Below are 17,793 nucleotides of genomic sequence, written 5' to 3'. Positions count from 1 at the left end.
GTCCTCTGGAATACTCTATGGAGGTACTCAAAATGGCGAGTAGCATGAACCTATCTCTAACCGATGAGTTGAGAGACTTCGTCAACAGCCGTACTGGCGATGCTGGCGTCTATGCCACACCTAGCGAGTATCTTCGAGATTTAATCCGCCGTGATATGGAGGCTCAATCAATAGTTTCTCATGTGGCGGGTGGCCTGGACGATCTGGCCAATGGCCGATTCTCCAGCAAATCGATTCTTGATATTGCGGAAGAAGACTGATTGTAGTGGCAGGGAAGCGCAGACACTATATTCTGACTGAAACAGCCGAGCGAGATTTTCGAGAGGCGCGCCGCTGGTCTTTGTCCAGGTGGGGCAAGGAGCTAACCCGGCAGTATTTTTCTGATCTGCATGAGAGTGCTGAATCGATAGCGCAGAATCATCAACGTTTTACTTCAGCAGAGCACATAGCTCGCACTCAATTGAGTATTCATCCCGTCCGTGAACACTACGTTGTGTACGTACCAATCACTGGTAAACGTATCGTGATTGTTTCTTTAATCCGACAAACTCGCGATGTTCCGGCGATTCTTGAAGCCTCTGGTTTTATGATTCAACGGCAATTGAAAGAGATTTTTGAAAAGCTGGAGCGGGGAAAGATACCCAACCTGAAAGGCTGAGAGGTTTTCTATATTCTCTGGGCTAGGAGCCTGTCGGACTTAGGGTTGCCCTGCTGCGAAAAAGCCGAGTTTGGCCATTTTTTAACCATTTTCTCGTTAAATAGAACCACTATTCGCCTCAAAAATGGTTAAAAACTGACTCAAATCGGACTTTCTCTCGCTACGGGCACCTAAGTCCGACAGGCTCCTAGTGGGTTCACGTCGATTTTCCGCAGTAGAATAGTCTCCAGTCCGACAGGCTGCTGGACAATACTTGCCATAATTACTAGGCTTCCACCTCACCTGTGGCCGTGGGCCGCATCACTCTCCTCTCGCTGTATCGCATAACTAATGTCGTTGAATATGACCAAAGCTGTCCCACATTCCCTGCCCGTATCCGTACCCCGCGCCCGCAATGATGAAAACCTGTTCCGGCGCATGCTCAAGGCGCGCAAGAACCTGCTGGCGATCTGGTCGGACAAGGATTACGGGGTTAAGTCGCTGGAGTTCAGCCTGCTGCGGCAGCAGTACATTCTCTGCAATTCGCCGGATATGGTGCGGCGAGTGTTTCTCGAGGAGCACGACAACTACGATCGCAAGAGCCCGCAGATGCGCCACGCGCTGGAGCCGCTGCTGGGGGATGGCCTGTTCGCCAGTGACGGCGAACTGTGGCAACAGCGGCGCGAATACTGCGCGCCGGCCTTTGAAAAAAACCTGATGCCCGACTTTGCCGGCATTATGACCGAGTCCGCCGCGGCCCTGGTGGAGCAGTGGCAAGCGCTGCCCGCCGGAGCGCCGGTGGATATGCTCAATGAAATGGCCCGTCTCACCGCTCGCATCATCGGCCGCACCGTATTTGGCGACAACACCTCCGATGCCGAGGCCGCCCGTATCGTGCAGGGCTTCACCGACTACCAGCGCCAGGTGGACCAATTGGGCCTGGCCGATACCCTCGGCGTGCCGCTGTTGCGCTTGTTGCGCAACCCGACCCGCGAGGCCCAGGCCCGGCTGTCCGCCCAGCAGGTGCACGGGGTCATCAACGATATCATTGCTCGCTACCAGCAGGACGACAAGCGCCAGCGCTTCTCCCTGATCTCGCTGTTGCTTGAGGGCAAGATGCACAAGCCGGGAGTGGCGGATGTCTGCCCGCTGGGGGCCGAGGCGGCCCGCAATGAAGCCATTGTCATGTTTATGGCCGGTCACGAAACCACCGCCAATGCGCTGGCCTGGGCCTGGTACCTGCTCGACCACTCCCCGGCGGCCATGGCCAAACTGCAGGCGGAGCTGGACCAGGTGCTGGGCGGCCGCCACCCGACCCTGGAGGATGTGGACAACCTGCCCTATACCCGCGCGGTGTTTGAGGAGACCATGCGCCTCTACCCACCGGTGCCACTGCTGAGCCGCCAGGCCCGGGCCGCCGACAGCATGCGCGGGCGCAAAATCAAGCCGGACGCCATCATGCTGGTGCTGCCCTGGCTGCTGCACCGCCATGAAAAGTACTGGGACCAGCCCAACGCCTTCCTGCCGGAGCGGTTTATGCCTGGCCAGCCGCGCCCCAACAAGTTTCTCTACCTGCCGTTTAGCGTTGGTCGCCGGGTCTGCCTGGGCAAACGCTTTGGCTTGACCGAAGGCATTATCTGCCTCGCCACCCTGGCGCAACAGTTCACCCCCCGTTTGGTGCCGGGTCACAAGGTGGCCATCGAGTGCCGCCTGACCCTGCGCCCGGAAGGTGGCCTGCCCATGCTGCTGGAGCGGCGCTGATGTCGTCCGAGCGGTTTCGATTGACCCCGAAGAGCGCCATCGAGCTGTTGTTCGCCAGGCTGCTGGCCTGCTTGCCCTTCAGCTGGACCTCCGCCATTGGCGCCTTTCTGGGGGAGCTGGAAGTGCGCTACGACGCCCGCTGCAACAAGCTCTGGGTGCAACGCTTCTACCGCAATATGGCGACGCTCTGCGGCGCCACTACGGCGGCGGCGCAACGGCGCTGCCTGATCAACTACGGCCGCCAGATGGGGCGGGTGTACGCCGAGTACACGGTTCTGCACAAACTGGAGCGCGGCGATCGCATTGAAATCAGCGGCCTGGAACACATCGCCAACCAGCAGCGACCGGTGATTTTTGTCGCTCCGCACATGGCCAACTGGGAGGTGAACGCCAAAATTGCGTCGCTGATCAACTTGCCCTGTTGCGGCCTCTACGAACCGCGGGAAAGCACGCTGCGCATGGCCATTGCCAACCGCGCCCGCAAGTCCTGGGCGCCCAACATCGAGCTGGTCTCCACCGCCTCGCCCATGGCCATCAGGGATCTGACCCGCAACCTGCTGAACGGCTACAACTTGTTAATTTTGCCCGACGAAGAGCGCCAGGGCTATGTCTGGGCGCCGTCGCTGGGGCGCAAGCTGCCCGACGCCGGCAATCGCTGGCTGGCGGCGCGGCTGGCGGTCAAGCACGGGGTGGATATCGTGCCGCTGTGTGCGGAGCGGCTGGCCAATACCCGCTTTAAAGTGATTGTGGGCGAGCGCCTGAGCCCGTCCGGGGAGGGGAATCGCCAGGCCCAGGTGCAGGATCTGGCCGCGCGGATTGACACGGTGCTGGAGGCCTGGGTGCGGAAAAATCCCGAACACTGGTTTTGGCAGAACGCCCTCAACCTGGACAAACCCTTCCCGGCCCACTTGCTGCGGCAATCCGCCGCTGCGGGCAAGCCCTGAGTCCCACGGATTCCTTGCGCGGCTAGAACTGGTAAGTTTGCGGGTGCTCGTTTTTCGGGTAGTCGTAGAAGCCGAAGCGCCCCTTGCGAACTTCCGCCCAACTGCTGACGGCAAAGGAGATGCCCACCACCCCGGCGGTGGGGATATTGTCCAGGTAGTAGGGCGAGAGCATATTGGCGAAATCGGTGATGGCCTCGTTGTGACCAAACAGCATGATGGTGTGGTAGCGGTCGTCCTGGGCGCGCAGTACCCGTAGCATGGTGCAGGCGCCGGACAGGTAGAAATCAAACTCTTGCTGGATCGCCTCGAGCGGATAGCCCAGCTCCTGGGCGATGGCGGTGGCAGTAGAGAGGGCGCGACGGGCGGGGCTGGAGAGCAGCAGGTCGGGCTGGATGGCCGAGGCCAGCAGGCGCCGCCCCATCTCCGGTGCGTTGCGCTCACCGCGCTTGCTCAACGGCCGGTCGAAATCATCCAGGTCTGCTTGTTCCCAGCTGGATTTCGCGTGCCTTATCAGGATCAGCTTTTTTTTCATGGGGCTGGCGGCGCATTTTTCATGGGGCTGGCGGCGCAACATGCCGCTGGTAGATCGGGGTTGGGGCAACAGTACCATTAGCCGGGGCGAAAATGCTCATAGATTTTAACCATGAAGGTGCAGGCCCCGCTCCCTGTGGCCCTGCACCCGGAGATCAGGCGCCGCTCAGGTAATCTGGCCGGTGGTGCGCACGCGCTTGCTACCTTTCACCACGGGAGCGGCGCGACGGGCTTTCTCGCGCCGCTCCAGCTCCGCGTCGATGACATTCTTCAGGGCGATCAGGAACCCGGTCACAATAAAGGCGCCGGGCGGCAGGATGGCCACCAGCAGGCCGGAGTAATCCTCCACCAGGGTCAGGGTCCAGTTTTCCGCCGCCGGGCCGAGCAGCAAGTGCATATTGGCAAACAGGGTGCCGCTGCCGAGGATCTCGCGAATGGCACCGATGGTGAGCAGCACACCGGCAAAACCGCAGCCCATCATCAGGCCGTCGAAGGCCGAGGGCAGTACACTGTTTTTGCTGGCGAAGGCATCGGCGCGGCCGAGGATGGCGCAGTTGGTGACAATCAGCGGAATAAAAATCCCCAGAATCTGGTAGAGCTCGTAGGTGAAGGCCTTCATCAACAGCTCGGTGCAGGTGGTAAAGGAGGCGATGATCATCACAAACGCCGGCAGCCGCACCGCGTCACTGACGGTTTTGCGGATCAGCGACACGGCGATATTGGAGCCGGTCAGGACCAGCATGGTGGCCAGCCCCAGTCCCAGTGCGTTGACCACACTGCCGGTCACCGCCAGCAGTGGGCACAGGCCCAGCAGCTGCACCAGCGCCGGATTGTTGTTCCAGAGGCCGTTTTTGCTGATTTCCCGGTAGTCTGCACTCATGATGATTCAGCCTGTTGCTGGGTCGGTTGGTCGGTGTGTTGCCGCGACTGTTGGTCGCTGCCCTGCTGCTGCGCAGTGGCGGTGACAGCGGATGTGGTTTCGCCCGGTAACTGCTCCTGCGGCGCTGGCGTCGGCTGTGGCGTGTGCGGTTGGCGCTGCTTTGGCTGCGCTGGCTGCAGGGGTTGGGTGAGGGCGAAGTACTCGAGGCTGCGCTTGACCTGGTTAACCACCGCCCGGGGGGTAATGGTGGCGCCGGTGAACTGGTCGAACTGGCCACCGTCTTTCTTCACTGCCCACTGCTCGGGGGCGGGGTTGGTCAGGGACTTGCCATTGAAATCCAGTATCCAGTTGCTCTTCTTGAGGTCGACCTTGTCGCCCAGGCCCGGGGTCTCGTTGTGGGCCAGGGCGCGCACCCCGGCGATGCTGCCGTCGCGGTTGATGCCGATTATCAGTTTGATATCGCCGCTGTAACCGTCGTGGGCGATGGCGGGAATGATGGCCGCCACCGCTTTGCCATCGGCGCGGGCGATATTGATTTCACCGCCGCTGCGCAGGCCCAGCAACTCCCAGTGCTCGGGAGAAATGGTGATGGTGTCCAGCAACAGGTCATTGTCGTGCCGCTCCAGCGGCACAATTTCCAGCAGCGCGCGCTGGGCTGCCTCGCGCTCCGCGGCGGCGATGCGATCGGCGGTACCCGCCTGGGTGGCGGCCAGTATGGCTGCGGTAACCAGCGCAAACAGGCCCAGCAAGAGGCTGTTTTTGCTGATGGAAACGCCGAGCATATTCATAGGGTAAGGCTGCCTTGTAAGTTCACTGTCGCCACTGTTACTTGTCGCTCTTCTCGGTGGCGGGCCGGGCTTTGACGTGGCCGTAGGTGCGCGGCACGGTGTAGTAGTCGATAAACGGCGCGGCGATGTTCATCAGTAGCACCGCGAAGGCGACCGCATCCGGGTAGTTGCCCCAGACTCGAATCACATACACCAGGATGCCGATGCCGGCGCCGTATATCAGCCGGCCGCGCTTGCTCACCGCCGACGATACCGGGTCGGTGGCGATAAAGAATGCGCCCAGCATGGTGGCGCCAGAGAGCAGGTGCAGCCAGGGTGAACCGCCGCTGTTGGAGCTGCCGTTATCGTAAAACAGCACCGACATCAGGAAGATGGCAGCCAGCATGCTGACCGGGGTGTGCCAGGTAAATATCTTGCGGTAGAGCAGGTAGCAGCCGCCCAGCAGGAAGCCGATATTGACCCACTCCCAGCCCGCCCCGGCCCAGCGCGCGGTGGCGTACAGGGGCTCGCTGGCGTAGAGGTGTTCCACCAGCAGCGAGTTGTTCTGCTTGAACAGGTCCAGCGGCGTGGCGCCGGTGTAACCGTCCAGCGGCAGGTCAAACCAGATGTGGCCGAGGCCGCTGAGCGGCCCTACCAACTGCTGGCCTTCGGCCAGCACGGTGCGCGGCGCGGCCCACTGGGTCATCTCCACCGGAAAGGATATCAGCAGGATGACATAGCCCACCATGGCCGGGTTAAAGGGGTTGTAGCCCATGCCGCCGTAGAGGTGCTTGGCCAGGATAATGGCCGAACCGGTGCCGATGGCGACGATCCACCAGGGGCAGTAGGGCGGCAGGGCCAGCCCCAGCAACACACCGGTCACCAGGGCGCTGTAGTCCTGCAGGAAAAACATAACCGGGCGGCGGCGCAGTTTCAGCACCGCGGCCTCGCACAGCACCGCGGTAAAACCGCACATGACCACATTGATGACGCTGCCGGGGCCGAAGAAATAGCTCAGTGCCAGCAGCCCGGGAATGGTGGCCAGCAGCACTTGCTGCATGACGTCGGCGGTACTGGTGATCCCGTGCGCGTGGGGCGAAGACGCCTTCATAAAAGCCATTACTGCTCGCTCTCCAGTTCGGCGCGGGCCTGCTGCAGCCGGGCCCGGGTTTTTTCGACGCCAGTGCGGAAGGCGTCGAGGTTATCGTCGTTGTCGGCCTCGGCTTTGGCCAGCCGCTCCAGGGCCTTTTCCAGCCGCCCCTCCAGTGACTTCACTTGTTGGTGCAGCTTGTCGCGCGGCGCCATGCTGGCCAGGGCGGCGGCGCGCTGCTGGGCCTTGGCGATGGCGACGCTGGCGGCATCCGGTTTCTCCGGCTTGGGCGCGGCTTTTACCGGGGGTACGGCCGGGGACGGAGCGGCGGCGGTGGGGCGGGCTGCGGGTTCAGGTTTGGTTGCCGCAGTCGGCGCCGCCAGCGCGGCCAGCTCCTGTTTGGCGGCGGCAATTTTCTCGTTCATCTTGTCGACGCCGGCCTGCAGGGCCGCCACCGTGTCGCCGTCGTTGGCCCTGGCGGCGGCCAGTTTGGCTTCCGCTTTGGCCAGCCGCTGTTGCAGAGAGTCGATGTTGGCCTGCAGTTTTTCTGCCGGCGGCATGCTCATTTTGGCCTGGGCGCGGGCAATGGCGGCGGCCACCGGGTCGTTGGCATCGGTAGTCGCGCTGGCTGCAACGCCGGCCACCGCCTCGGCCGGTGCCGGAATGGCCTGCCTGGCGTCCAGCTTGGCCTGGGCCTCTTGCAGGCGCAGGGCCGCCTGTTTCAGCTGCGCGCTGAACTTGTCCCGCTGCGCCGCATCCTCGCTTTCGTCGTGCTTCTGCTGCAGCTTCTCCAGCCGATTCTGGGCGCTGGCCACGGCGCGCTGCAATTTGGCCAGTTCGTCTTCGGCCGATATCGCTTTCGGCTTCGCGCTGGCCAGTGCCGCGCTCACGACATCCGCCTTGGCCGCGCCTGGTTTATCGGCCTGCTGCTGGCGCGCCTTTTCGGCGGCTTTTTTCCGCGCCAGGCGCTTGGCTTCTTTCTCGGCTTCGGCGCGGGCGATGCGCTCCTGGCGAAACTCAAAGCGCTGGCGTGAGCGATCGGATTTTTGCCGTTCGATGTCCATCTGCCGGAGGGTGCCCTTGGCAGCGCGGTAGTATTGCACCAGCGGAATATTGCTCGGGCAGACAAACGAGCAGGCGCCGCACTCGATGCAGTCGCCGATGTTGTGGGCCTTCAGACGGTCGAAGTCTTCCGCCTGGGCGTACCAATACAGCTGCTGGGGCAGCAGGCTGGCCGGGCAGGCCTCGGCGCACATGCCGCAGCGGATGCAGGCCTGCGCCGGTGCCGCAGGCGGCAACTCGGTTTTGCTCGGCGCCAAAATGCAGTTGGTCGATTTGACCACCGGCACGTCCGGGGTGTCCAGGGCGAAGCCCATCATGGGGCCGCCCATCACCAGGCGCGAGGCCCGCTTGGCCTGGAAGCCGTGTTCGGCGAGGATGTGCGCTACCGGAGTTCCCAGTCGCACCAGTATGTTGCGCTGGGTGTCCAGCGCCTCGCCCACCACGGTGGTGATGCGCTGGATCAGAGGCTTGCCGAAGCGCAGCGCCTCGTAGGCCGCCACCGCGGTGCCGACATTCTGCACCACCACGCCGATGTCGGCGGGCAGTTTCCGGGACGGCACTTCGCGCCCGGTGAGAATCTGGATCAGTTGTTTTTCGCCGCCCGAGGGGTACTTGGTGGGAAACGACACCACCTCGATGGCTTTGCCCTTGGCTGCCTCGGTAACCGCGGCGATGGCCTTGGGCTTGTTGTCTTCGATGCCGATCACCACCCGCTCCGGGTCACCCAGAATATGGGCCAGCAGTTCGGCGCCCAGCACCACGTCGGCGGCGCGGGTTTGCATTAGCATGTCGTCGGCGGTGATGTAGGGCTCGCACTCGGTGCCGTTAAGAATAAAGGTGTCTACCGGCTGGTTGGACTTGGGGTTGAGCTTTACCGCGGTGGGGAAGCTGGCGCCGCCGAGACCGGTGATGCCCGCCGCCCGCACTCGCTTTACCATTTCCGCCTTACTCAGCTGCATATAGTCTTCGCAGGCCTGGTAGGCGATGTGCTCATCCTCGCCGTCGGCTTCGATAACGATGCATTCCCCCGGCATGCTGGAGGGGTGGGGCAGCGGGCGCTCTTCGATGGCGCTGACAGTACCCGAGGTGGAGGCGTGGATGGCGGCGCTGAAGATGCCGTGGGCGGCGGCAATCAGTTGCCCGCCCAGTACCCGTTCGCCCACCTTGACCACCGGGTCGGCCGGGGCACCTATGTGCTGGCTGAGGGGGAACACCAGTTCTTTAGGCAGGGCGATTTCCGCCAACGGCAACTGCAGGGATTGTTCTTTGCGCTCTTCCGGGTGGACGCCACCGGGAATGGTCCAGATTTTCGTCACGCCGCGGCTCCGCTGGTTTTGTCGCTGGCAATTATGTTGCTGGCACGTTGGTAGTAGGGTTCGGGCTTGTGCCATTTCCAGTCGCTAACGGTACTTTCCACCGGCAGCATGTCGATGCAATCCACCGGGCAGGGCTCGACACAGAGGTCACAGCCGGTGCATTCGCTGGCGATGACGGTGTGCATTTGTTTGGCGGCGCCGAGGATGGCGTCCACCGGGCAGGCCTGGATGCATTTGGTGCAGCCGATACACTCGTCTTCGCGAATGTAGGCGACCTTTTTGACTTCCGATTCCTCGCCGTGTTCTTCGTCGAGGGTGGGGGCTTCCACGTCCAGCAGGTCGGCGATGGTGTTGATGGTGGCCTGGCCGCCGGGTGGGCATTTGTTGATGGCGTCGCCGTCGGCAATGGCCTGGGCGTAGGGGCGGCAGCCGGGATAGCCGCACTGGCCGCACTGGGTTTGCGGCAGCAGGGCATCGAGCTGTTCGACGATGGGGTCGCCTTCCACTTTGAATTGCACCGCGGCGTAGCCGAGCACGGCGCCGAAGGTGACGGCCAGTGATACCAGCGCTACCAGCGCCGACAGGAACGGGTTGTCGAGGAGGAATTGAATCATGTTGTTACACCAGTCCGCTGAAGCCCATAAAGGCCAATGACATAAGCCCGGCGGTGATCATGCCGATGGCGGCACCCTTGAAGGGCAGCGGCACGTCGGCGGCGGCGAGGCGTTCGCGCATGGCGGAGAAGAGTATCAGCACGAAGCTGAAGCCGAGCGCGGCGCCGAAGCCGTAGAGGGCGGATTCGGCAAAGGTGTGGGCCTTGGCGGTGTTTTGCAGGGCTACGCCGAGGACGGCGCAGTTGGTGGTAATCAATGGCAAAAAGACGCCCAGCACGCGGTAGAGCAGGGGGCTGGTCTTTTCGATAAACATTTTGGCAAATTGCACGACCACGGCAATAACGAGGATAAAGGCGATGGTCTTGAGGTATTCGAGCCCGAGGGGCTGGAGTACGAAGTTGTGTACGAGGTAGCTGCAGATGGAGGCAAGGGTGAGCACGAAGGTGGTGGCGCCGCCCATGCCGATGGCGGTTTCGAGCTTGTTGGAGACGCCCATAAAGGGGCATAGCCCGAGGAATTGGACCAGTACGAAGTTGTTGACCAGGATGGTGCTGATCAGTATCACCACAAAGTCAGTCATAGACCTTCTGCTTGGTTGGTTGCAATGGACAGGTGTGCGCTCATAATTTTAATTGATAAATCAGTGTGTTGTTAACGGTTTTGCCTGTTAGTGATAGCGGTTGAACGGGTTTGTTTGCCTGGCTTGTCGCCATGGTGCCGTCTTTGTTGCCATGGCGCCGTCTTTGTTGCCATGGTGCCGCCGGGGCTGGCGCTGGCAGACACGCCGTGAATCCGTCCTTGGAGGCTCTCTGTGGCCGTCCTGGCCACAGAAGGTCTGCCAGCGCCAGCCCCGACGACACCTTGGTAGTCTGCTGCCGTCTGTGATAAAAAATACCTGAAACACTTTATGTGAGTCTTGTATTAGCACTATCCATTGCCATAGAAGGTCAACTAATACCAATCCCGGCAATGCTCCGGAGTTCACGTGGCTGGCCAGGTTTTTAAAAAACTAAATTGCTAGCTAGTGTTCCTCAAGAAACATGTTTTTTGTCATCCCCGCGCAGGCGGGGATTCAGTAAGTACTTGAAACCTATGGGGTTCTGGATGCTGAGCTGCCGTCCCAGTTTCTACTAACAGATCAAACCCAGTGTAATCCTGCGCGCAGAGCCTCTGCCGCAGTCTGCGGTGGCCGACTAGAGCTCTGCGGAGCTCGCTGCCTACATTATCCTCTGCCCCGGCTTGGCGCCGCTGTGGGGTTCCAGCAGGTAGATTTCTTTTTTGCCCGGTCCGGCGGCCAGTACCATGCCTTCGGAGAGGCCGAATTTCATTTTCCGCGGGGCCAGGTTGGCGACCATGACGGTGAGCTTGCCTTCCAGGTCTTGCGGTTGGTAGGCACTTTTGATGCCGGAGAAGACGTTGCGGGTTTCGCCGCCCAGGTCGAGGGTGAGGCGCAGCAGTTTGTCGGCGCCTTCGACGTGTTCGGCTTTGGCGATGAGGGCGACGCGCAGGTCGACTTTGGCGAAGTCGTCGAAGCTGATTTCGGCGGCGATGGGGTCTTTGGCCAGTTCGTCGGAGGCGGTCGCGGCGCTGGCCTGTGGGGCTGGAGCGGCGAGGGCTTCTTTGCTGGCTTCGAGCATGGCGTCGACTTTGTCGGCTTCGATGCGGGTCAGCAGGGGTTTGAATTTGTTGATGGCGTCGCCGCCGCGGAAGGTCACGGGCTGGCGCCAGTCGAGGCTTTCGCCGAGGAATTGTTCGGCGTCGGCGGCCAGGGCCGGCAGCACGGGCTTCAGGTAGGTGACCAGGGCGCGGAACATGTTGATGCCGAGGCTGCAGACGTCGAGCACTTGTTGTTCGGTGCCTTCCTGTTTGGCCAGTGACCAGGGGGCCTGGGCGGCGATGTATTCGTTGGCGAGGTCGGCCAGGGCCATGATTTCGCGCATGGCTTTGCCGAAGTCGCGGGCTTCGTAGTTGGCGGCGATCTGGCTGTCGGCGTCGCGGAATTTTTGCCACAGGGCTTGGTCGGCGACGCTGTTGGACAGGGTGCCGCCGCTTTTCTGGATAAATTTGGCGGTGCGGCTGGCGATGTTGACCACTTTGCCCACCAGGTCGCTGTTGACTCGTTGGATGAAGTCTTCGAGGTTGAGGTCGAGGTCGTCGACGCCGCCGCTGAGTTTGGCGGCGAAGTAGTAGCGCAGGTACTCGGGGTTCAAGTGTTCCAGGTAGGTGCGGGCGTTGATGAAGGTGCCGCGGGACTTGGACATCTTTTTGCCGTTGACGGTGAGAAAGCCATGCACGCAGACCTTGGTGGGGGTGCGGAAGTCAGCCGAGCTGAGCATGGCGGGCCAGAACAGGGCGTGGAAGTTGACGATGTCCTTGCCGATAAAGTGGTACAGCTCGGCGCTGGAGTCTTTGCCCCAGTACTCGGCGAAAAGGGCGTCTGCGTCGACGCTGGCGTCGGCTGCGGCGCGGCGGTCGAGCAGGTTTTTGAAGCTGGCCATGTAGCCGATGGGGGCGTCGAGCCAGACGTAGAAGTATTTGTCTTCGGTGCCGGGGATCTTGAAGCCGAAGTAGGGGGCGTCGCGGGAGATGTCCCACTCCTGCAGGCCGCTGTCGAGCCATTCGGCCAGTTTGTTGGCCACTTCGTCCTGCAGGTGGCCGGCGCGGGTCCAGTCTTGCAGGAAGGCGGTGAACTCCGGCAGCTTGAAGAAGAAGTGTTCGGATTCTTTCTCGATCGGGGTGGCGCCGGAGATGGCGGACACCGGGTTGATCAGTTCGGTGGGGGAGTAGGTGGCGCCGCAGGCCTCGCAGTTATCCCCGTACTGGTCTTCGGTTTTGCACTTGGGGCAGGTGCCCTTGATGTAGCGGTCGGCCAGGAACAGTTGCTTTTCCGGGTCGAAGGCCTGGGTGATCATGCGGCTGGCGATGTGGCCATTGGCCTGCAGGCGGCTGTAGATCAGCTCTGACAGCACCCGGTTTTCCTCCCCGTGGGTGGAGTGGTAGTTGTCGAAGTTGATCAGAAAGTCGCCGAAGTCGCGCTCGTGCTCGGCCTTGACCCGGGCGATCTGCTCTTCCGGGCTGATGCCCAGTTGCTCGGCCTTGAGCATGATGGCGGTACCGTGGGCGTCGTCGGCGCAGACGTAGGTGCAGTCGTGGCCGCGCAGTTTCTGGAACCGCACCCAGATATCGGTCTGGATGTATTCCACCAGGTGGCCCAGGTGAATGGAGCCGTTGGCATAGGGTAAGGCACTGGTGACCAGAATTTTGCGGCGTTCTGTCATGACGATCGGTTACTCACGGAAATGGGTGTTAGCGGTAAATTGACGCAGGGCGCTAAAAAAAGCGGGAGACTATAGCATTTTTTGCCGCCGGTATCAGCGTCAGGCGGCGATTTGCGCCCATCAGGGCCCGGATTTTTTGCGGCGGGCCTTGGTTTTTTGGCGGCGGGCCTGAATAATAGCCGCCTTTGGTGTGTGCAGAGTGTGTGCCAGCGCCGTCCTCAACGTCTCCCGGGAGTCATCATGACCGACAATAACATGCAGTTAACCCTTGAATCGCGGCTGTTGCCCCTGCGCCTGCCCGACAGCGAGGTGGCGCTGGGCGACGTCGGCCGCATTGCCCGGTTTGAGCACAAGGGCGCTGAACTCACCGTGTTTGTGACTCTCGCCATTCCGGCGCGGGGTCTGCAGGAGCAGCTGGCGGAAGCCATCTGGCAGGCGCTCAACGACCTCGACGGCATCGACAAGGTGATTGTGGATATCGGCTGGGAGGTGGCGGCGGCCAAAGTTGTGGACCAGGCCATGGCCGTGCCGAAAGTAAGAAACATCATTGCGGTGGCCTCCGGCAAGGGCGGGGTGGGCAAGTCCACCACGGCGGTCAACCTGGCGCTGGCACTTGCGGCGGAAGGGGCCCGGGTGGGCATCCTCGACGCCGATATCTATGGTCCCAGCGTGCCGACCATGCTGGGGGTGGCCGAGCAGCGCCCCAATATCATCGACAACAAGTTTATGCAGCCGGTGCCGGCCCACGGTATCTGCTCCATCTCCATGGGCTATATGGTCAACGAGAAGACCCCCATGGTCTGGCGCGGGCCCATGGCCAGTGGTGCCCTGCAGCAGTTGTTGCGCCAGACCGCCTGGCCGGAGCTGGACTACCTGGTCATCGATATGCCCCCGGGCACCGGTGATATCCAGCTGACCCTGTCCCAGTCGGTGCCGGTGACCGGCTCCATCGTCGTCACCACGCCGCAGGATATCGCCCTGCTGGACGCCAAGAAGGGCATTGAGATGTTTCGCAAGGTGAATGTGCCGGTGCTGGGAGTGGTGGAGAATATGGCCACCCACATCTGCAGCAACTGCGGCCACGAGGAGCATATTTTCGGCAGCGGTGGCGGCGAGCGCATCGCCCGGGATTACGACACCCGGCTGCTTGGGGCCCTGCCGCTGGCACTGACCATTCGGGAGCAGGCCGATGGCGGCAAGCCCAGTGTGGCGGCGGATCCGGAGTCGGACATCAGCCTGGTCTATCGCCAGATCGCCCGCCGCCTGGCCATTGCCCTGCACCTGGCCAACCAGCAGGCCAGCGTGCCCAGCATCGAGATCAGCGACGACTAGCAGCGCCGGGCTACGGGTTTTGCCCGCTGCGGCTAAAGCCAGTAGAATCCCGGCTTTTGCCGCGCGGCAATATTAGCTGCAGCGACAGCAGTAGCAGCAACGAACGACTAACCTATGACGAATTGGGGAAAACATGGCCATTAAATCCGATAAGTGGATTCGCCGCATGGCGGAGAATGAAGGGATGATCGAGCCCTTCGAGCCCGGCCAGGTCCGTTTTGGCGGCGACAGTGAGCGCATCGTGTCCTACGGCACCTCCAGCTACGGCTACGACGTGCGTTGCGCCAACGAGTTCAAGATATTCACCAACGTGCACTCGGTGGTAGTGGACCCCAAGCAATTCGACGAGAACAGCTTTGTCGATATCCAGGAAGACGTGTGCATCATCCCGCCCAATTCCTTTGCCCTGGCCCGCACGGTGGAATACTTTCGCATTCCCCGCAGCGTGTTGACCATCTGCCTGGGCAAGTCCACCTACGCCCGCTGTGGCATTATCGTCAATGTGACGCCGCTGGAACCCGAGTGGGAGGGACACGTGACCCTGGAATTCTCCAACACCACCCCCCTGCCGGCCAAGATCTACGCCAACGAAGGGGTGGCGCAGATGTTGTTCTTCGAGTCCGACGAGGTTTGTGAAACGTCCTACAAGGATCGCGGCGGCAAGTACCAGGGCCAGACTGGCGTCACCCTGCCGCAAACTTGATCGCCGCAGGCGTTCGGCCCCGGCTGTTTGACTCGCCGGGCCGCGCATCCCAACAGAGACGCTGCGCATGACATCCAGTATTCCCACCCAGGCCGATGTCATTATCATCGGTGCCGGCGCCGCAGGTCTCATGTGCGCCATCACCGCCGGCCAGCGCGGTCGCAAGGTGCTGGTGCTGGACCACGCCAACAAGGTGGGCAAGAAAATCCTGATGTCCGGTGGTGGGCGTTGCAATTTCACCAATATGTATTCGTCCCCCGCTGACTTTCTCTGCAGCAACCCGCACTTTGCCAAGTCCGCATTGGCTCGTTACACCCAGTGGGATTTTATCGAGCTGGTCAACCAGCACGGCATTCCCTACCACGAGAAGAAGCTGGGCCAGCTGTTTTGCGACAATAAGGCCAGCGATATTCTCGCCATGCTGCTGGATGAATGCGCCAACGCCGGTGCCGAGATTTATACCCACTGTGAAATTACCCGTGTCAGTGCGGCTGACTCCGGCTTTAATGTCGCCACCTCTCTCGGTAACGCGAGTTGCGAATCGCTGGTGGTGGCCACCGGCGGACTTTCCATACCCACCATGGGTGCCACCGGCCTGGGCTATGAATTGGCCGAGCAGTTTGGTTTGCGCCTGTTGCCGCGCAGCGCCGGTCTGGTACCCTTTACCCTGGACAAGCAATTGCAAGAAGTTCTCACCCCGCTGGCGGGCAGCTCAGTGGAGGTGGAAGTAAGTTGCGGCGAGCGCAGCTTTCGCGAGAACCTGCTGTTTACCCACCGCGGCCTCAGCGGCCCGGCCATACTGCAGATTTCTTCTTACTGGCGCCCCGGTCGGGAGATCATAATCAACTGGTCGCCGGGCACAGACCTGGCCGAGTGGCTGCTGGCCGCGCGGCAGGAGCGGCCGAAGGCGGAGTTGCGCACAGTGCTGGGGCAATTGTTTACCAAGAACTGGGCCGGGGTATTCTGCGAGCAGTGGCTGCAGAGCAAGCCGCTCAACCAGTATAGCGACACCCAGCTGCGCGCCATCGCCGACCAGCTGCACCACTGGCGCCTGCGGCCGGCGGGCACCGAGGGCTACCGCACCGCCGAAGTCACTCTCGGCGGGGTCAACAGCGACGATCTCTCCTCCAAGACCCTGGAAGCGAAAACACAAAAGGGGTTGTACTTTATCGGTGAGGTGGTGGACGTGACCGGCCACCTCGGCGGTTTCAATTTTCAGTGGGCCTGGGCATCCGGGTTCGCAGCCGGCGGATATGTGTAGATACTATGAAAAACCCAAGTAAAGATCCGCTGCCGCCGAAGGCCGACCAGGTCGCGGAAAAACCGGCCCCTAAAAAGAAGGTCGCCAAAAACCAGCCCGCCAAAAAACAGGCGGCAAAAAAGCGCGGCGGGAGCCGGGAGCGTCTGCCCGCCTACTTGTCGAGCCTGGACAAACGTGAGCTGGTGGAGCTGGTGCTGGACCTGCTGCCGGGTGACAAGGTCCGTCAGCAAGAGCTGGCCTTGCAGGCAGACCTGGCCGCCGACAAATTAACCGCGCCGGCGCTGAAAAAGCGGCTGACTGCGGCCATCCCCTATAACCGCTACCTGCATCGCTACCCCCAGGTGCGCAGTTATTTCCAGCAGCTGGAAACCACCCTCGAGACCCTGCGCCCCTTTCTAGTCAAGTTGCCGCCGGAGCGCACCCTGCAATTGCTGGACTACGCCCTGCAGCGGATTGCCCGGGCGCTGGAAACCATCGACGACTCCGGCGGCTTTCGCCTGCCGACACTGGAGCTGCTGGGCGATTTGCACATCGACGCCCTCGGCCGGGTGGAGTGGCCCGGGGCGCGGCGCATAGAGTACCTTTTCGGCATCTACAGCCAGCCGCTTGGCGACCTGTACCCGCCCATCCCGGAAGCCTATCGGGATGCCCTTGGCGACGCCGGTATGGATGCCTACCTGGCGATGGTGCAGCAGCAGTGGGATGCGCTGCCGCCACTGCAAGGCGACGAGTGGGAGATGGAAAGCCATTATATGCACCTGGCCTCGCCCCTGCTGGAGCACGCCCGGGAGCAGCAGGACAGCGCCAGTGAAATCGCCATATTGACCAAACTGGCCAACCGCTTCTACGACTACCTGCAGCTGTCCGAACTCTGTCTCGACGCCGGAGAATTGGAGCAGGCGCTGCACTGGCGCCGGCTCGCCGAGCAAGCGCCGCAGCGGCCGCAACAGGGCGAGCTGGCGCTGGAGGACAACCAGATCTCCATCTGGTGTCACACCGGTGACTTCGCCACTGCCGAAGCCATGCTCTGGGAGCGCTTTAGCGAAACCCCCGATTTCGACACCTACCTGGCCATTGAGCAGTTGCCGCGGCAAAGGCGCGGCGGTGATCGCCAGACCAAAGCGGTGCAGCTACTGCACTTCAAGATCGAAGCCCCGTCCGCTGACCAGAGGGAAAAACTCAACACCATCGGCACTCTGGCTCACCTCTACCTGCACATGCAGCAGCCGCTGCTGGCGCTGGAAGTGGCCGACAACAGTGCCATGGAGCCGTACCTGTTACTGGCGGTGCTGGAAGCCAACGACATCGAGGAGCCGCGAGTACTGCCGCTCTATTTCCAGCTGGCCGACTTCTGGGTCAACCGCGGCGATCGCGAAAGCTACCGCGAAGCCATCCGCATACTGCAGAGCCTGCGCAATTTAATGCCGGATGATATGCGCTCGCTGTTTGTCGCCGGCCTGATCGATTTGCTTGACAGCTACCCGCGCAAGCGTAATTTTTGCAAGTGGTTGAACGAGGCGTTCGGGGATTTGCTGGACGGGGAGTGAGTAGGGAGACGGTCTTGCTCCGTGCCAATTGGTTGTTTACTCAACGAGTGAGCAGGGGGGTGAGCAGGGG

Annotated in this window: 15 protein-coding genes and 1 pseudogene; 8 read left to right on the top strand and 8 right to left on the bottom strand. The window is 61.7% G+C overall.

What is annotated here, in order from left to right:
• Positions 1 to 17 precede the first annotated feature (17 nt).
• The 4 genes from G8764_RS12235 (at position 18) to G8764_RS12220 (ending at position 3,342) form a co-directional block, all read left to right on the top strand.
• Entirely contained in the window at positions 18 to 260 is a 243-nt protein-coding gene (locus G8764_RS12235) for a ribbon-helix-helix domain-containing protein (RefSeq protein WP_243748767.1), read from the top strand.
• Between the two features lie 5 nt (positions 261 to 265).
• A complete protein-coding gene (locus G8764_RS12230; protein WP_166164921.1) occupies positions 266 to 658 on the top strand; it encodes a type II toxin-antitoxin system RelE/ParE family toxin in 393 nt (130 codons plus the stop codon).
• Positions 659 to 1,000: 342 nt separating this feature from the next.
• Positions 1,001 to 2,398, top strand: a complete 1,398-nt coding sequence (locus G8764_RS12225; RefSeq protein WP_207951851.1) for a cytochrome P450 — start codon at positions 1,001 to 1,003, stop codon at positions 2,396 to 2,398.
• The gene (locus tag G8764_RS12220) at positions 2,398 to 3,342 is read left to right on the top strand and encodes a lysophospholipid acyltransferase family protein (protein ID WP_166164919.1); all 945 of its coding nucleotides are present in this window, start codon (positions 2,398 to 2,400) and stop codon (positions 3,340 to 3,342) included. The genes G8764_RS12225 and G8764_RS12220 overlap by 1 nt, the downstream gene beginning before the upstream one ends.
• 22 nt (positions 3,343 to 3,364) lie before the next feature.
• Here G8764_RS12220 and G8764_RS12215 read toward each other — a convergent pair whose 3' ends face one another.
• The 8 genes and pseudogenes from G8764_RS12215 to metG all read right to left on the bottom strand — a co-directional run bounded on the left by G8764_RS12215 (position 3,365) and on the right by metG (position 12,880).
• Positions 3,365 to 3,943 carry a SixA phosphatase family protein gene (locus G8764_RS12215; RefSeq protein ID WP_207951850.1) on the bottom strand — a complete coding sequence of 193 codons (579 nt, stop codon included), beginning with the start codon at positions 3,941 to 3,943 and terminating at the stop codon, positions 3,365 to 3,367.
• Positions 3,944 to 4,039: 96 nt separating this feature from the next.
• A complete protein-coding gene (locus G8764_RS12210; protein WP_166164918.1) occupies positions 4,040 to 4,753 on the bottom strand; it encodes an electron transport complex subunit E in 714 nt (237 codons plus the stop codon).
• 152 nt (positions 4,754 to 4,905) lie between these two features.
• Positions 4,906 to 5,535 (bottom strand): annotated as a pseudogene (gene rsxG, locus G8764_RS12205) (electron transport complex subunit RsxG); the annotation flags it as partial.
• A gap of 43 nt (positions 5,536 to 5,578) precedes the next feature.
• Positions 5,579 to 6,640, bottom strand: coding sequence for an electron transport complex subunit RsxD (rsxD, locus tag G8764_RS12200; RefSeq protein WP_166164917.1), 1,062 nt, complete (start codon positions 6,638 to 6,640; stop codon positions 5,579 to 5,581).
• On the bottom strand, positions 6,640 to 8,988 hold the full coding sequence (gene rsxC, locus G8764_RS12195; protein ID WP_341806382.1) for an electron transport complex subunit RsxC: 2,349 nt from the start codon (positions 8,986 to 8,988) through the stop codon (positions 6,640 to 6,642). The genes rsxD and rsxC overlap by 1 nt, the downstream gene beginning before the upstream one ends.
• Complete coding sequence (gene rsxB / locus G8764_RS12190; RefSeq protein WP_166164915.1) at positions 8,985 to 9,602, bottom strand: electron transport complex subunit RsxB; 618 nt, start codon at positions 9,600 to 9,602, stop codon at positions 8,985 to 8,987. Before rsxB ends, rsxC begins: the two co-directional genes overlap by 4 nt.
• 4 nt (positions 9,603 to 9,606) lie before the next feature.
• A complete protein-coding gene (gene rsxA, locus G8764_RS12185; RefSeq protein ID WP_166164914.1) occupies positions 9,607 to 10,182 on the bottom strand; it encodes an electron transport complex subunit RsxA in 576 nt (191 codons plus the stop codon).
• 637 nt (positions 10,183 to 10,819) lie between these two features.
• Positions 10,820 to 12,880 carry a methionine--tRNA ligase gene (gene metG / locus G8764_RS12180; RefSeq protein WP_166164913.1) on the bottom strand — a complete coding sequence of 687 codons (2,061 nt, stop codon included), beginning with the start codon at positions 12,878 to 12,880 and terminating at the stop codon, positions 10,820 to 10,822.
• A 240-nt stretch (positions 12,881 to 13,120) separates the two neighbouring features.
• On the opposite strand from metG, the gene apbC reads away from it, so the two are divergent.
• The 4 genes from apbC to G8764_RS12160 all read left to right on the top strand — a co-directional run bounded on the left by apbC (position 13,121) and on the right by G8764_RS12160 (position 17,723).
• Positions 13,121 to 14,212: an iron-sulfur cluster carrier protein ApbC gene (apbC, locus tag G8764_RS12175; RefSeq protein WP_243748766.1), complete on the top strand. Its 1,092-nt coding sequence runs from the start codon at positions 13,121 to 13,123 to the stop codon at positions 14,210 to 14,212.
• Positions 14,213 to 14,345: 133 nt separating this feature from the next.
• The gene (gene dcd / locus G8764_RS12170; RefSeq protein WP_166164912.1) at positions 14,346 to 14,915 is read left to right on the top strand and encodes a dCTP deaminase; all 570 of its coding nucleotides are present in this window, start codon (positions 14,346 to 14,348) and stop codon (positions 14,913 to 14,915) included.
• A 67-nt stretch (positions 14,916 to 14,982) separates the two neighbouring features.
• On the top strand, positions 14,983 to 16,176 hold the full coding sequence (locus tag G8764_RS12165; RefSeq protein WP_166164911.1) for a BaiN/RdsA family NAD(P)/FAD-dependent oxidoreductase: 1,194 nt from the start codon (positions 14,983 to 14,985) through the stop codon (positions 16,174 to 16,176).
• A gap of 5 nt (positions 16,177 to 16,181) precedes the next feature.
• Positions 16,182 to 17,723, top strand: coding sequence for a hypothetical protein (locus G8764_RS12160; RefSeq protein ID WP_166164910.1), 1,542 nt, complete (start codon positions 16,182 to 16,184; stop codon positions 17,721 to 17,723).
• Positions 17,724 to 17,793 lie beyond the last annotated feature (70 nt).

The organism is Pseudomaricurvus alcaniphilus, from assembly GCF_011440395.1.
In the GTDB taxonomy this organism is placed as follows: domain Bacteria; phylum Pseudomonadota; class Gammaproteobacteria; order Pseudomonadales; family Cellvibrionaceae; genus Pseudomaricurvus; species Pseudomaricurvus alcaniphilus.
The sequence above is the reverse complement of the archived record's forward strand: the minus strand, read 5'-3'. Positions and strand labels throughout refer to the sequence as shown.